14 protein-coding genes and 1 pseudogene are annotated in these 13,934 nt (G+C 71.0%); 9 read left to right on the top strand and 6 right to left on the bottom strand.

Annotation, left to right across the window (positions count from 1 at the left end):
• The first annotated feature begins 10 nt into the window (after nt 1–10).
• From xseA to B9B60_RS04575, 3 genes and pseudogenes are all read left to right on the top strand, one after another.
• Complete coding sequence (xseA, locus tag B9B60_RS04585) at nt 11–1,243, top strand: exodeoxyribonuclease VII large subunit (RefSeq protein WP_084450042.1); 1,233 nt, start codon at nt 11–13, stop codon at nt 1,241–1,243.
• A gap of 26 nt (nt 1,244–1,269) precedes the next feature.
• Nucleotides 1,270–1,503, top strand: a complete 234-nt coding sequence (locus B9B60_RS04580) for an exodeoxyribonuclease VII small subunit (protein WP_084450146.1) — start codon at nt 1,270–1,272, stop codon at nt 1,501–1,503.
• Between the two features lie 44 nt (nt 1,504–1,547).
• Nucleotides 1,548–1,742, top strand: a pseudogene (locus B9B60_RS04575) (NUDIX domain-containing protein); the annotation flags it as partial.
• Between the two features lie 38 nt (nt 1,743–1,780).
• On the opposite strand, the gene B9B60_RS04570 reads toward B9B60_RS04575, so the two are convergent.
• On the bottom strand, nt 1,781–2,473 hold the full coding sequence (locus tag B9B60_RS04570) for a DUF4245 domain-containing protein (protein WP_159451149.1): 693 nt from the start codon (nt 2,471–2,473) through the stop codon (nt 1,781–1,783).
• 99 nt (nt 2,474–2,572) lie between these two features.
• On the opposite strand from B9B60_RS04570, the gene glpX reads away from it, so the two are divergent.
• Nucleotides 2,573–3,592 carry a class II fructose-bisphosphatase gene (gene glpX / locus B9B60_RS04565; RefSeq protein ID WP_084450040.1) on the top strand — a complete coding sequence of 340 codons (1,020 nt, stop codon included), beginning with the start codon at nt 2,573–2,575 and terminating at the stop codon, nt 3,590–3,592.
• Nucleotides 3,593–3,596: 4 nt separating this feature from the next.
• Nucleotides 3,597–4,559 (top strand): PfkB family carbohydrate kinase, encoded by a 963-nt coding sequence (locus B9B60_RS04560; RefSeq protein WP_084450039.1) that lies wholly within the window; start codon nt 3,597–3,599, stop codon nt 4,557–4,559.
• 10 nt (nt 4,560–4,569) lie between these two features.
• Here B9B60_RS04560 and B9B60_RS04555 read toward each other — a convergent pair whose 3' ends face one another.
• The 4 genes from B9B60_RS04555 to B9B60_RS04540 are packed head-to-tail and all read right to left on the bottom strand — an operon-like array spanning nt 4,570 to nt 8,962.
• Nucleotides 4,570–5,823: an ABC transporter ATP-binding protein gene (locus B9B60_RS04555; RefSeq protein WP_084450038.1), complete on the bottom strand. Its 1,254-nt coding sequence runs from the start codon at nt 5,821–5,823 to the stop codon at nt 4,570–4,572.
• 31 nt (nt 5,824–5,854) lie between these two features.
• Nucleotides 5,855–6,712: a carbohydrate ABC transporter permease gene (locus B9B60_RS04550; protein ID WP_072623804.1), complete on the bottom strand. Its 858-nt coding sequence runs from the start codon at nt 6,710–6,712 to the stop codon at nt 5,855–5,857.
• 1 nt (nt 6,713) lies between these two features.
• Nucleotides 6,714–7,655, bottom strand: a complete 942-nt coding sequence (locus B9B60_RS04545) for a carbohydrate ABC transporter permease (RefSeq protein WP_072623803.1) — start codon at nt 7,653–7,655, stop codon at nt 6,714–6,716.
• Nucleotides 7,652–8,962, bottom strand: a complete 1,311-nt coding sequence (locus tag B9B60_RS04540; RefSeq protein ID WP_234993736.1) for an extracellular solute-binding protein — start codon at nt 8,960–8,962, stop codon at nt 7,652–7,654. The genes B9B60_RS04545 and B9B60_RS04540 overlap by 4 nt, the downstream gene beginning before the upstream one ends.
• A gap of 163 nt (nt 8,963–9,125) precedes the next feature.
• On the opposite strand from B9B60_RS04540, the gene B9B60_RS04535 reads away from it, so the two are divergent.
• The 3 genes from B9B60_RS04535 to B9B60_RS04525 all read left to right on the top strand — a co-directional run bounded on the left by B9B60_RS04535 (nt 9,126) and on the right by B9B60_RS04525 (nt 11,130).
• Nucleotides 9,126–9,641 carry a beta-class carbonic anhydrase gene (locus B9B60_RS04535; protein ID WP_072623801.1) on the top strand — a complete coding sequence of 172 codons (516 nt, stop codon included), beginning with the start codon at nt 9,126–9,128 and terminating at the stop codon, nt 9,639–9,641.
• A 65-nt stretch (nt 9,642–9,706) separates the two neighbouring features.
• Nucleotides 9,707–10,780, top strand: a complete 1,074-nt coding sequence (locus tag B9B60_RS04530; RefSeq protein WP_084450037.1) for a Glu/Leu/Phe/Val dehydrogenase dimerization domain-containing protein — start codon at nt 9,707–9,709, stop codon at nt 10,778–10,780.
• Nucleotides 10,777–11,130, top strand: a complete 354-nt coding sequence (locus B9B60_RS04525) for a nuclear transport factor 2 family protein (RefSeq protein ID WP_084450036.1) — start codon at nt 10,777–10,779, stop codon at nt 11,128–11,130. Before B9B60_RS04530 ends, B9B60_RS04525 begins: the two co-directional genes overlap by 4 nt.
• Before the next feature lie 89 nt (nt 11,131–11,219).
• Here the strand turns inward: B9B60_RS04525 and glmM are convergent, their stop codons facing one another.
• Entirely contained in the window at nt 11,220–12,569 is a 1,350-nt protein-coding gene (glmM, locus tag B9B60_RS04520) for a phosphoglucosamine mutase (protein WP_084450035.1), read from the bottom strand.
• 115 nt (nt 12,570–12,684) lie between these two features.
• Here glmM and B9B60_RS04515 point away from each other — a divergent pair, with 115 nt between their 5' ends.
• The gene (locus tag B9B60_RS04515; RefSeq protein ID WP_084450034.1) at nt 12,685–13,821 is read left to right on the top strand and encodes a glutamate--cysteine ligase; all 1,137 of its coding nucleotides are present in this window, start codon (nt 12,685–12,687) and stop codon (nt 13,819–13,821) included.
• The last annotated feature ends 113 nt before the right edge of the window (nt 13,822–13,934 follow it).

The raw sequence follows: 13,934 nt of genomic DNA, 5'->3' as shown, positions 1-13,934 counted from the left end.
ACTGTGGGCCGTGAGCATCCCCCTTCCCGACAAGGCAGCCGACACCACGGCCGAGCAGCCGTGGCCGGTGCGCCTGCTGAGCATGAAGATCGCCGAGTACGTCGACCGCATGTCGGTGACCTGGGTCGAGGGGCAGGTCGTCCAGCTGACCCGCCGCCCGGGCGCGCGCACCGCGTGGCTGACCCTGCGCGACCCCGACGTCGACATGTCGCTGTCGTGCATGGTCCGGGTCACGGCCCTGGATGCCATGCCGACCCCGCTCGGCGAGGGCGCCCGGGTCGTCGTGCAGGCCAAGCCGAGCTATTGGACCCAGCGTGGGTCGCTGTCGATGGACGTGCGCCAGATCCGGCCGGTCGGCGTGGGCGAGCTGCTCGCCCGCATCGAGTACCTCAAGCAGCACCTGCGCTCCGAGGGGCTCTTCGAGGCGTGGCGCAAGCGTCCGCTGCCCTTCCTCCCGCGGCGGGTCGGGCTCGTCTGCGGGCGCGCGAGCGCGGCCGAGCGCGATGTCGTCGAAAATGCTCACCGCCGGTGGCCCGGGCTGCCCTTCGAGATCCGTCAGGTCGCCGTGCAGGGGCCGACGGCCGTGACCGAGGTCAGCGCGGCCATCGCCGAGCTCGACGCCATCGACGAGGTCGACGTCATCATCGTCACCCGCGGCGGCGGGTCGGTCGAGGACCTCCTGCCCTTCAGCAACGAGACGATGGTCCGGGCGGTCGCCGACGCCCGCACCCCCGTCGTCAGTGCCATCGGGCACGACGTCGACACCCCGATCCTCGACCTCGTCGCCGACGTGCGCGCCTCGACGCCCACCGACGCGGCCAAGCTCGTCTGCCCCGACGCCGCCGCCGAGCGTGCCGGGGTGCTCGAGGCGCGCGGTCGTGCCCGGTCCGCACTCGCCGGGCTCGTCGAGCGCGAACGCCGCGGCCTGGTCCACCTGACGAGCCGTCCCGTGCTCACCGACCGCACCGCCTTCGTGAGGGCCCAGCGCGAGGTGGTCACCTCCCTTCGCCGCCGTGCGCACAGCCGGGTCGAGGCCCGGCTGCACCGCGAGCGCGACCGGGTCTCGCACCTGCGGACGCAGGCGCGGGTCCTCTCGCCCGCCTCCACCCTCGAGCGCGGCTATGCGATCGTCCAACGGCCCGAAGGGGAGGTCGTCGCCTCCCGCACCGACCTCGGGGTCGACGACCTGCTGCGGGTGACGGTCGCCGACGGCGACTTCGCCGTCCGGGTCACCGACTCGTGACCCCGCCCCCACCTAGAGTGGTCGCCATGGCCACCGACCCGCAGCCCGAGCAGGAGCAGCCCGACGTCGCCGACTTGTCCTACGAGGAGGCGCGGCAGGAGCTCATCGAGCTCGTGGCCCGGCTGGAGGGCGGCCAGGCCCGTCTCGAGGAGTCGATGCGCCTGTGGGAGCGGGGCGAGGCCCTGGCCGCGCACTGCGAGGCCTGGCTCGACAAGGCCGAGGCGAGCCTGGGGTCCGAGGCCACGTCCGACGAGGGCTGAGCCTGCCGTGACCGAGCGCCTGCACCGCGTCGCGATGGGGCTGCTCGTCGCCGACGGGCGGGCACATCGAGCCCGGCGAGTCACCGGAGCAGGCCCTGGCCCGCGAGTGCACCGAGGGGATCGGTGTGGCGGTGACCCGGTGGCGGGCGCTCGACCCGCCCGTGGTCCGACTCGGCGAGGGCCTGGAGCTGTACACCTTCGTCGTCGACGCCTGGCGCGGTACCCCGGCCGGGGTTTGAGACTCCTGGACGCCGGGGATTATCGGGTCACCCGGACATCATGAGGCGGGTGAGGTGCTGACGCTCGGGCTCGACCCCGCCTTCGTCACCTTCGCGGGCGTGAGGTGCTCGGCGAACTCCTCGAGCTGCTCCCACGAGCCGGTCCCGGTGACGAGGGTGGTCAGCTCGGTCCGGTCGTCGGGGACGTGGACGAGGCTGCGCTGGACCTTGCCCTCGCGATCGCGCTGGACCCAGCGGGTGCCGTCGTCGGTCTCGATGCGCCCGATGACCCGGCCCTGGTTGGTCTGGGTGTCGACCCAGTCCTGGCCGGGGTCGACGGCCTGCTGCACCGAGACGTACTGCGCGTCCGGGGTCGTGTAGCCGGCGTTCCACACCATGACATCGCCCTTGGACCGGGCGTAGCGGACACTGGTCGCGACCCAGCCGTCGGGCAGGCCCTCGGCATAGGCGAAGGGCTGACCGGCCTGACCGCCGCGGTACTGGGCGGCGGAGGCGACGTCGACCGACTCCGGCGTCACGCTGTTGGGGCGTGCGGTGACGAGGAAGAGCGCGAGGCCGATCCCGACGATGACGAGCATCGAGCGCATCATGTTGGCGCTCGTGCCCTTGGCGTAGTGGCTCGCTCCCCGGGCCGGGACGCCCTGCTGGGCCGCGAGCTCCGCCGGGGTCGGCTCACGCTCGGACGCCGACGTCGTGGGGGTCTCGGCCTGGTCGCCGGGGGCAGAACTCATGACGTCCATGGTCGCACGCGCCACAGGCGCGCCCGGACACCTCCCGGCGACCCGGCAGATAGGCTCGGCCCGTCGAGCCGCCCGTCCCGGAGGAGAAGCATGAGCCAGGCCCAGACGTCCGCCCCCAGCCCCGGGGTGATGCACCCCGACCGCAACCTCGCGATGGAGCTGGTGCGGGTCACCGAGGCCGCGGCCCTGGCCGGTGGCCGCTGGGTCGGCCGAGGTGACAAGAACACCGCCGACGGTGCGGCGGTCGACGCGATGCGCTCGATGATCTCCAGCGTGCAGATGAACGGCGTCGTCATCATCGGCGAGGGCGAGAAGGACGAGGCCCCGATGCTCTACAACGGCGAGGAGGTCGGCGACGGTACCGGCCCCTCGTGCGATGTCGCGGTCGACCCCATCGACGGGACGACGCTCACGGCGAAGGGGATGACCAACGCCGTCTCCGTCCTCGCCGTCGCCGACCGGGGCACGATGTACGACCCGAGCGCGGTCTTCTACATGGACAAGCTCGTCACCGGCCCGGAGGCTGCCGACGTCGTCGACATCCGCCTCCCGGTCAAGGAAAACATCAAGCGGATCGCCAAGGCCAAGGGTCAGCAGCCCGAGGACGTCACCGTCGTCATGCTCGACCGCCCGCGCCACGCCGACCTGGCCGACGAGGTCCGCGCCGCGGGCGCGCGCATCCGCTTCATCTCCGACGGCGACGTCGCCGGCGCGATCATGGCCGCCCGTCCCGAGACCGGCATCGACCTGCTCCTCGGCGTGGGCGGCACCCCCGAGGGCATCATCACCGCCTGCGCGATCAAGTGCCTGGGTGGTGTCATCCAGGGGCGCCTGTGGCCGCGCGACGACGAGGAGCGCCAGCACGCGATCGACGCCGGCCACGACCTCGACCAGGTCCTCACGACCGAGGACCTCGTGCAGACCGACAACTGCTACTTCGTCGCCACCGGCATCACCGACGGCGAGCTGCTGCGCGGCGTGCGCTACCGCGCCGGGGGCGCCACCACCCACTCGCTCGTCATGCGCAGCAAGTCCGGCACGATCCGCACGGTCGAGGCCCACCACAACCTCACCAAGGTCCAGCGCCTCTCCCCCGAGCTGTCCTCCTGATCCGATGCCGGGCCGCCTCCGCTCCACACCGCCCGCCCCGACCCTCGTCATCGGCGAGTCCCTCGTCGACGTCGTCGTCGGGGCGGACGGCACGCGCAGCGAGCACGTCGGCGGTAGCCCGCTCAATGTCGCCGTCGGCCTCGCCCGGCTCGACCACCGGGTGACGCTGGCGACCCACTTCGGTCGTGATGCCCACGGCGCCGCGATCGGCGAGCACCTCGCCGAGGCCGGCGTCGGCCTCGTGCCCGGCAGCGACCGCGCCGCGGACACCTCGGTCGCGACCGCCACGCTCGACGAGAGCGGCGCCGCCACCTACGACTTCGACATCGAGTGGCGCCTGCCCGAGCTGCCGCAGGTCCCGGGCCACGTGCACACCGGGTCGATCGGGGCGCTGCTGCGACCGGGGTGCGTTGACGTGCTCTCGGCGATGTCCGGCGCGGCCCGCACCCACACGGTCTCCTACGACCCCAACTGCCGCCCGGCGCTCTTCCCCGACCCCGAGACCGCTCGCACCGAGATCGAGCGCCGGGTCGCCGTGAGCGACGTCGTCAAGGCGAGCGACGAGGACCTCGAGTGGCTCCTCGGGCGGCCCCTCGGCCACAACGACATCGCCGAGGTGCTGCGCTCCTGGTGCGACCTCGGCCCCTCCCTCGCGGTGTGCACCCTGGGCGCCGCGGGAGCCCTGGCGATCCTCCCTTCGGGCCGCCGGACCCTGCTGCGCGGCCGGCGCGTCGACGTCGTCGACACCGTGGGTGCCGGCGACTCCTTCATGGCCGGGCTGCTCTCCGGGCTGCTCGACGCGGGCCTGCTCGGCAGCGGCGACGTCAAGGGACGACTGCGCAAGGCGCGGGGCCGGGTCGTCTCCGCCGCGATCGAGCGCGGCATCGAGGCCTCGGCGATCACCGTGACGCGCGCCGGCGCACAACCACCGAGCCGCGCCGACCTCGGGGTCGACGCGGCTCGCTAGCGGTGCTGGATCAGCCGGCGTTGGCCGCCTCGCGGGCACGGGCCCGCTCGAGGCCGCGCTGGCGGTCCTCCTCCGACTGACGGGCGATCTCGGCCGCCTTGGCGTCGTCACGGGTGAGGCAGTCACCGGTCTCCGGGTCGAAGACGTGCATCAGCGCGGGGTCGAAGACGAAGCGCCCGTCGTCGCCCTCGCGCACCCGCGAGCGCGGGTCGAGGTTGATGACCATCTGGGTGCGCATGCCCTCACCGTCGAGCTCCTTGTCGAGCTCGTCGAGCTTGTCCTTGACCGGCCCCTCGACGGTGAAGGGCACGTAGGCGTACTGCTCGTTGCCCAGCCACTCCGTCTGGTCGACGGGCGCGTCGAAGCGGATGCCGTCCGCCGGCACGTCACCGAGGTCGGAGTCCTTGATGTGCTCCGGGCGGATGCCGACGATGAGCAGGTCGGCGCTGCCCGCCCGCTCCCGCACGGCCGCGGGCACGGGCACGCGGCAGAAGGGCAGGACGAGCTCGTCGCCCTCGACCGAGGCCGGCAGGAAGTTCATCGGCGGGGTGCCGATGAAGCCGGCGACGAAGAGGTTGACCGGCTGGTCGTAGAGCTCGCGCGGACTGGCGCACTGCTGGAGCACGCCCTTCTTGAGCACCGTGACCCGGTCACCGAGGGTCAGCGCCTCGGTCTGGTCGTGGGTGACGTAGATCGTCGTCGTGCCCATGCGGCGCTGCATCCGGGCGATCTCGGTACGCATCTGCCCGCGCAGCTTGGCGTCGAGGTTGGACAGCGGCTCGTCGAAGAGGAAGGCGTCGGCGTCGCGCACGATCGCCCGCCCCATCGCGACGCGCTGCCGCTGACCTCCGGAGAGGTTGGCCGGCTTGCGCTCGAGGTGGTCGTCGAGCTCGAGCATCGAGCTGGCCATGCGCACCTTCTGGTCGATCTCCTGGTCGCTGTGCTTGCCCTTGGCCAGGCGAAGGGGGAAGGCGATGTTCTCGAAGACGCTCAGGTGCGGGTAGAGGGCGTAGTTCTGGAAGACCATCGACAGGTTGCGGTCCTTGGGCGACAGGTCGTTGACCCGCGAGCCGTCGATGAGGAGCTCACCGCTCGTGATGTCCTCGAGCCCGACGACCATGCGCAACAGCGTGGACTTACCGCAGCCGGACGGGCCGACGAAGATCATGAACTCGCCGTCCTTGATGTCCAGGCTCACGTCATTGACCGCGGGGAAGCCGTCGCCGTACTTCTTGACGATGTTCTTGAGGGTGATCTCAGCCATGGGAGGTACTCCAGTTCTGTGAAGGCGGGGGTCAGCCCTTGACGGCGCCCGAGGTCAGGCCGGCGACGATCCGGCGCTGGAAGATCAGCACGAGGACGACGACGGGGATGGTCACGACGACCGAGGCCGCCATGATCGCGCCCGTCGGCTGCTCGAACTGGCTGGCACCGGTGAAGAAGGCGAGCGCGGCCGGGACCGTGCGCGCCTGGTCGGAGGTCAGCGAGATCGCGAAGACGAAGTCGTTCCACGCGGTGAAGAAGGTGATGATCGCCGTGGTGAAGACGCCCGGGGTCGCCAGCGGGATGATCACCTTGCGGAAGGCCTGCCAACTGCTGGCGCCGTCGACCTGCGCGGCCTGCTCCATCTCCCACGGGATCTGCTGGAAGAAGGCCGACATGGTCCAGATCGACAACGGCAGCGTCAGCGCGAGGTAGGGGGTGATCAGACCGGGGATGGTGTCGAAGAGCCCGACGCGGCTCCACACGTCGAACAGCGGCGTGACCATCGCGACCACGGGGAAGAAGCTGACCGCCAGGGCGGTCGTGAGGATCATCTTCTTGCCCTTGAACTCCAGCCGCGAGATCGCGTAGGCGCAGAACATCGCGAGCACGACCGAGATGAAGGTCGCGAGCAGGCAGACGATGAGCGAGTTGCGCAGCGCCGGCATGAAGAGGTCGCTCGCCCCGCCGCTGAAGATCAGCCGGTAGTTGTCGAGGGTGGGGTCCTTGGGCCAGAAGTTGCCCAGGACCGCGGCCTCGGGGTTGGCGAGGTCCTTGGCGCTCTTCAGCGACAGCGACAACATCCACAGCAACGGCAGGACGGTCCAGATCATGATCGGGATCGCGAGCACCGTCCAGATGCCCGTGCCCTTGGCGGACTCCTTGGCCATGTCAGTTCCTCCCCTGCGTCAGGTCGACCTTGAACCCCTTGACGAACAACGCCGCGATGACCAGGACGCACAGGAAGAGGATCACCGACAGCGCCGACCCGAGGCCGATCTCGGTCCGGTCGATGGTCTGTCTGAAGATGAGCCCGGAGAGCGAGTTCGTCCCGTTGGCGCCCCCGGTCATGATGAAGATGTTGTCGAAGATGCGGAAGGCGTCGAGGGTGCGGAAGAGCAGCGCCACCATGATCGCCGGCTTCATGTTCGGCAGGATCACCTTGGTGAGCACCTGCATCCACGAGGCGCCGTCGACCTTGGCGGCCTCCTCCATCGACGTGTCGACCTGAGCCAGACCGGCGAGGAGCAGCAGCGACATGAAGGGGGTCGTCTTCCAGATCTCCGAGAGGCAGATGACGAAGATCGAGGGCCAGAAGCTGCCGAACCAGTCGTAGTTGTCGCTCACCCCGGGGATCCAGCTCGTCCAGCGGTTCACGAAGCCGGTGTCGGTCTGGTACATGAAGAGCCAGGTGAAACCGGAGACGACCGTGATGATCGAGTACGGGATGAGCACGACCGTGCGCAGCGTCCGCCGCGGGAGCACGATCCGGTGCATCACCAGGGCGATGATGAAGCCGAGGACGAGCTCGACGACCACCGTGATCAGGGTGATGAGCACCGTCGCCCACATCGCGCTCCAGAAGACCGAGTCGCTGAAGGAGACGATGTAGTTGTTGAGCCCGACGAACTCGCGGTTGTCCGGGTCGGTGAGCCGGTAGACGAAGAAGCTGTTCCACACCGCCTGGAGGATCGGGTAGGCGGTGACGAGGAGCATGACGACGAAGGCCGGCATCGCCAGCTTCCAGCCGAGCCGCTGCTCGGCCCGGGCCCGGTCAGACAGGCGAGGCTTCTCCCCCTTCGTCCGTGGGGTGGTGTCGGTGGAGGCACTCACAGCAATGCATCTCCGTTCAGGACGTCCTTGAGCAGCTGCGTGGTCTGCTCCGGGGTCTTGTCGGGGGTGACCGAGCCGGGCGGGCTGTACTCGCGCTGGATGCCCGAGGAGACGTCGCCGTAGTACTGCGTGAGCGGCCGCGGACCGCTGGAGTCGAGGGACTGGCGGATGAGCGCCGCCATCGGGAAGTCCTTCTTGATGTCGGCGTCGTCGTAGACCGCCTTGCGGGCGGCCGGATTGCCGGTGCCGAGCATGTAGGCCTTCTGGCTCTCCTGCGAGGTGAGGCACTCGACGGCCTCCCACGCCTGCTCCTGGTTCGACGAGGACTGAGCCACGCCCATCTCGATCCCGCCGAGCGGAGGCTTGGACTCGGTGCCCTCGGTCGTCTGCGGGTAGCGCGTCCACGCGAGGTCCTTGATCCAGTCGACCTCGGCGCCCTTGAGCGCCGCGTAGACGTAGGGCCAGTTGACCATGAAGCCGGCCTGCTCGTTCTGGAACATGTCGAGCGTCGACGTCTCGTCGGTCGAGCCCAGCGCCGGCCCGCCGACGCCGTCGTCGTTGAGCTTCTGGATGATCTCGGCGGCCTTCTTGCCGCCCTCGGACTCGAGACCGAACTTCAGCTCCGGGCCGTCCGCCCCCGGATTTTCGACGATGTGGTCGCCGCCGCCCTCGACGAGGGCGTTGATCCACACCATGTAGCCCTCGTAGCGCGAGGCCTGGACGCCGATGTTGCTGTCGGTCTTCTTCGCAGCGTCGATGACCTGGTCCCAGGTGACCGGCTTGGTCATGTCGAGGCCGGCCTCCTTCGCCACCGACTTGCGATACCAGAGGACCTGGGTGTTGGCCCAGAAGGGGGCCGCGACGAGCTCGTCCTTCCACGTGGCGTTGGTGACCGCCGGGTCGACGACGTCGTCGGTGAAGGTGGAGACCTTGTCCTCGGGGACCGGCGCGAGATAGCCGGCCTCGGCGAACTCGGCGACGAAGACCGGGTCGATCGACATGATGTCGACGCCCTTGTCCTGCGAGGCCAGGCGCCGCAGCAGCTGCTGGCGTTGGTCGCTCGCGCTGTTGGGCAGCAGCTGGATGCTGATGTCGTAGGCGCCGTCGGAGGCGTCGGAGCACTCCTTGGCCAGCTGCGCCTGCCCGCCACCGGCCGGGTCGGAGCCACCGCCGTCGGGGTTGATGTACCAGGTCAGGCGAGCCGAGCCGCCTGACGAACCGTCGTCACCGCAGGCCGCCAGGCCGAGGCTCGCGGCCGTCGCCGCGGCGGCCATGAAGGCGATCCGACGTCGTCGTCGTGTCTCCACGTCGTTCCTTTCGTCCGCGGGGCACGACGTGGGCGTGAGCCCGACGCCGCCTCCCAGACACTGTCTACACCTCCGCTGTGCCCCACGTCACGAATAGGGGGTCACGAATTGGCAGCCTTCCCCGCGGGGCTACTGTGCAAGCACTCCCCGAAAGGACTCCCCCATGAGTGCACCCACCGGCCACGATGCCACCTTCACCGACCTGCTCGAGGCCAACCGCGCCTTCGCCGACGACTTCTCCCTCGGCGGCTTCGACGGCATCGCCCAGGCCGGCGTCGCGATCGTCACCTGCATGGACAGCCGCATCGACCCGCTGGGGATGCTCGGGCTGAAGCCGGGCGACGCCAAGATCTTCCGCAACCCCGGTGGCCGCGTCACCGCCGCAGCCCTCGAGGCCCTCGTCCTCGGTGTGCACCTGCTCAACGTCAAGCGCGTCCTCGTCATCCCGCACACCCGGTGCGCGATGACCAGCTCGACCGAGGTCGAGCTGCGGCAGAAGGTCGGCGAGTCCGCCGGTCAGGACGCGTCGTGGCAGGGCTTCCACGTCGTCACCGACCAGCTGGACTCCCTTCGTCAGGACGTCGCCGCGGTGCGCTCGCACCCGCTCATCGCCGACCGTGCCGCCGTGGGCGGGTTCGTCTACGACGTCGACACCGGCCTGATCAGCCAGCACTACTGAGTCTTCCGCCCGGCGACGACCGGGGTCGGTGACGGGGGTCACAGCCGCAGTGCCACCATGGGCTCATGACCACCGTCACCCACCCCGTCCCGACGTCCGACGCCATCGCCACACCCTGGGCGAGCGAGCAGACGATCACCTGCCGCGACGACCGCGTCGGCCTCCGCGCCGTCATCGCGATCGACGACACGACCCTCGGCCCCGGCTTCGGCGGGGTGCGCTACCGCGCCTACCCGTCCACCGAGGCCGCCGCCCGTGAGGCCCAGCGACTCGCGGCCGCGATGACCCTCAAGCACGCGCTCGCCGAGCTGCCCTACGGCGGGGCGAAGTCCGTCGTCGTGCTCGACGGCGACGCGCCCGCTCCCGGCAGCCCGGAGCGCCGCGCCCTCTTCGCCCGCTTCGGCCAGATGGTCGCCCGCACCGCCGGCTCCTACGTGCCCGGCGTCGACATGGGCACCCTCCTCGAGGACATGCAGACCATTCGCGACGACGGGGGTGCACGGGCCTTCTGCGACGAGGTGAGCCCCTCCCCCTTCACCGCCCGTGGTGTCTACGCGGCGATGCGAGCCGCGGCCGTCCACCACCACGGCGAAGGGGGTCTGTCCGATCTGCGCGTCGTCGTCCAGGGCGTCGGCAGCGTCGGCGAGGAGGTCGCCCGGCTCGCCCACGGCGACGGCGCCCGCGTCACGCTCGCCGACATCGACACCGCCCGCGCGCAGGCTCTGGCCACCGAGCTCGGCGGCGACACCGTCCCCACCGAGGCCGCCCCCTTCACCGAGGCTGACGTCTTCGCGCCCTGTGCGGTCGCGCGCGTGGTGACTCGCGACACCATCGACCGCATCCCGGCACGGATCATCGCCGGGGCGGCCAACGACACCCTCGACTCCCCCGACTGCGCCGATGCCCTGCAGGCGGCGGGCATCACCTTCGTCCCCGACTTCGTCGCCAACGCCGGCGGCGTCATCCAGGTCCACGGCGGCGTCGCGGGCTGGTCCGACGAGGAGACGCTCGCGGCGATCGACCGCATCGGCGAGCGGGTCACCGGCCTGCTCGAGGCGGCCGAGGCCGAGGGCATCACGCCCGTCGAGGCCGCCCTGCGGCGTGCCGACGCCGCCCTCGGACGGACCGTGGCCCGATGAACGCCGAGCAGGCGGTCCGTCGCTACTACGCGCTCGTCGACGCAGGCGACGTGACCGGCGTCGTCGACTGCTTCGCGCCCGACGCCACCTACCACCGTCCCGGCTACGACCCGATGGTCGGGCACGCGGCCCTCACCGACTTCTACGGCGGGGAGCGCGTCATCGCCGACGGGCGGCACGAGCTCGACGAGCTCGTCGTCGACGGCCGGCGGGTGGCGGTCCACGGGCGCTTCGTCGGCACGCTCAAGGACGGCAGCGTCGCGCGGGTCGGCTTCGCCGACTTCTGGGTCCTCGACGACTCCGGGCGGGCCGTCACCCGCCGCAGCTTCTTCGACACCCCCGCCGTCTGACCCGACCGGAGCCCGCACTGCCGTAGGGCAATGCGGCCCACCCGGCCCCGATTGCGCATTGCCGTAGGGCAATGCGGTCTCGGGGGCGGTCAGAGGGCCAGGCGCTCCTTGACGACGACGGACAGGCGCTCGGCCGACTCCTGGGCGCGCTCGTGAGTCGCGGCCTCGACCATGACCCGCACGACCGGCTCGGTACCCGACTTGCGCAGCAGGACCCGCCCCTCGTCGGCGAGCGAGGCCTGGACCTCGGTGACCGCGGCCTGCACGCCCTCGTCGTCGTCGACCCGGTGCTTGTCGACGCCCTTGACGTTGATGAGCACCTGCGGCATGCGGGTCATCGCGCCGGCCAGCTCGGCCATCGAGCGACCGGTCTCGGCGACCCGCGCGGCGAGCATCAGGCCGGTGAGGACACCGTCACCCGTGGTCGCGTGCTCCTGGAGGATGACGTGGCCGGACTGCTCGCCACCCAGCGAGAAGCCGCCCTTGCGCATCTCCTCGAGGACGTAGCGGTCGCCGACGCCGGCCTGCACGACGGTGATGCCGGCGGACTCCATGGCACGCAGGAGACCGAGGTTGCTCATGACCGTCGCGACGAGGGTGTCCTGGGCGAGCTCGCCGTGCTCCTTGAGCGCGAGCGCGAGGATCGCCATGATCTGGTCGCCGTCGACCTCGCGGCCCTGCCCGTCGACCGCCAGGCAGCGGTCGGCGTCGCCGTCGTGCGCGATGCCGAGGTCGGCGCCGTGCTCCACGACGGCGGCGCGCAAGCCCTCGATGTGCGTCGAGCCGACACCGTCGTTGATGTTGAGCCCGTCGGGGCGGGCGCCGATGACGTGCACCTCGGCGCCGGCGAGGCGGAAGGCCTCGGGCGAGACCTGGCTCGCGGCGCCGTGGGCGCAGTCGAGGACGATCGTCAGCCCGTCGAGACGCTGCTCGACCGCGTCGAGCAGGTGGCGCACGTAGCGGGCGCCTGCGTCGTCCATCGGCGTGACCCGCCCGACGTCGATGCCCGTCGGGCGGTCGGGCGTCTCGTCCATGGCCGCCTCGATGGCGTCCTCGACGGCGTCGGGGAGCTTGTGGCCCCCCTTCGCGAAGAACTTGATGCCGTTGTCGGGCATGGCGTTGTGCGAGGCCGACAGCATGACGCCGAAGTCGGCGTGCACCTCGGCGGTGAGGAAGGCGACGGCCGGCGTCGGCACCACACCGGCGTCGAGGACGTCGATGCCGCTGCTGGCGAGCCCGGCGACGACGGCGGCGGAGAGGAACTCGCCCGACGCGCGGGGGTCACGGCCCACGACCGCGACCGGCCGGTGGCCCTGCAGGCCCTCGGGGTCGCGCAGGACGCGCGCGGCGGCCTGGGCGAGAGCGAGGGCGAGGTCTGCGGTGATGACCTCGCCGTTGGCGAGGCCGCGAACACCGTCGGTGCCGAAGAGTCGGGACATGTGCGTGCTGAACCTTCCGTGGGGGGCCCGCCGCATGACACACGAGCGACGGGCTCGTGCGACGATACCCGCTGGTTAGGCTGGGAGACCGTAGGTGCGACGTCGAGAGGCCCTCATGATCGAGTTCACCCCATCAGACGGCCCCACCCTCGGGGTCGAGTGGGAGATCGCCCTCGTCGACGGGGAGACCCTCGACCTCGTGCCGCTCGCCGACTCCGTCGTCGAGCCGCTGGCCGCGGAGGACGGCCTGGCCCCCAAGGTCCACCGCGAGCTGCTCACCAACACCGTGGAGCTCGTCACGGGCATCTGCCGGGACGTCCCCGAGGTCGTCGCCGACCTCTCCGACAGCCTCTCGAGGCTGCGCGGGGTCACCGACGGCCTCGGGCTGGAGCTCATCAGCGCCGGCACCCACCCCTTCGCCAGGTGGGAGTCGCAGCAGGTGAGCGAGGGGGAGCGCTACGCGACGCTCATCGACCGCACCCGGTGGTGGGGGCGGCAGATGGTCATCTACGGCGTGCACACCCACGTGGGCGTCACGCACCGCGACAAGGTCCTGCCCCTGCTCGGGGGGATGCTCAGCTATGCGCCGCACCTCCAGGCCCTCGCGGCCTCGTCACCGTGGTGGGGCGGGGTCCCGACCGACTACGCGAGCAACCGCGCCCTGCTCTTCCAGCAGCTGCCGACCGCCGGGCTGCCCTTCCAGTTCGAGACGTGGGCCGAGTACGAGCGCTATGTCGACGACCTGCTCGTCACCGGCGTCATCGACGAGCTCAAGGAGGTGCGCTGGGACCTGCGTCCGGCGCCGCACCTGGGCACCCTCGAGGTGCGGGTGTGCGACGGCGTGCCGACGCTGCACGAGATCGCGGCGCTGACCGCCCTCACCCAGTGCCTTCTCGTGCACCTCGACGACCGGCTCACCGACGGCGGCACGATCCCGACGCTGCCGCCGTGGCACGTGCAGGAAAACAAGTGGCGCACCGCGCGCTACGGTATGGACGCCATCATCATCCTCGACTCGCGCAACCGCGAGCGCCTCGTCACCGATGAGCTGCACGACCTGCTCGAGCGCCTCACCCCGATCGCCCGCCGCCTCGGCTGCGAGCGCGAGCTGGCCGGCGTGGAGGACATCATCCGGGCCGGCGCGAGCTACCAGCGACAGCTGGCCACCGCCGACGCCCACGGTGGCGACCTCGTCGAGGTCACCCGGTCGCTCGTCGCCGAGATGCGGTCCGGGCGCCCGCTGACGGTCTAGCGGGGCACGACCCTTCGAGGCTCCTTCGTCGCACCTCAGGACAACGCGAAGGGCGGCGCCCACCGTGAGGTGAGCACCGCCCTTCGTGGTCTCGAAGACCAGCGTCGATCCGA

This window comes from Janibacter indicus, assembly GCF_900176385.1.
Lineage (GTDB): Bacteria > Actinomycetota > Actinomycetes > Actinomycetales > Dermatophilaceae > Janibacter > Janibacter indicus.
The sequence above is the reverse complement of the archived record's forward strand: the minus strand, read 5'-3'. Positions and strand labels throughout refer to the sequence as shown.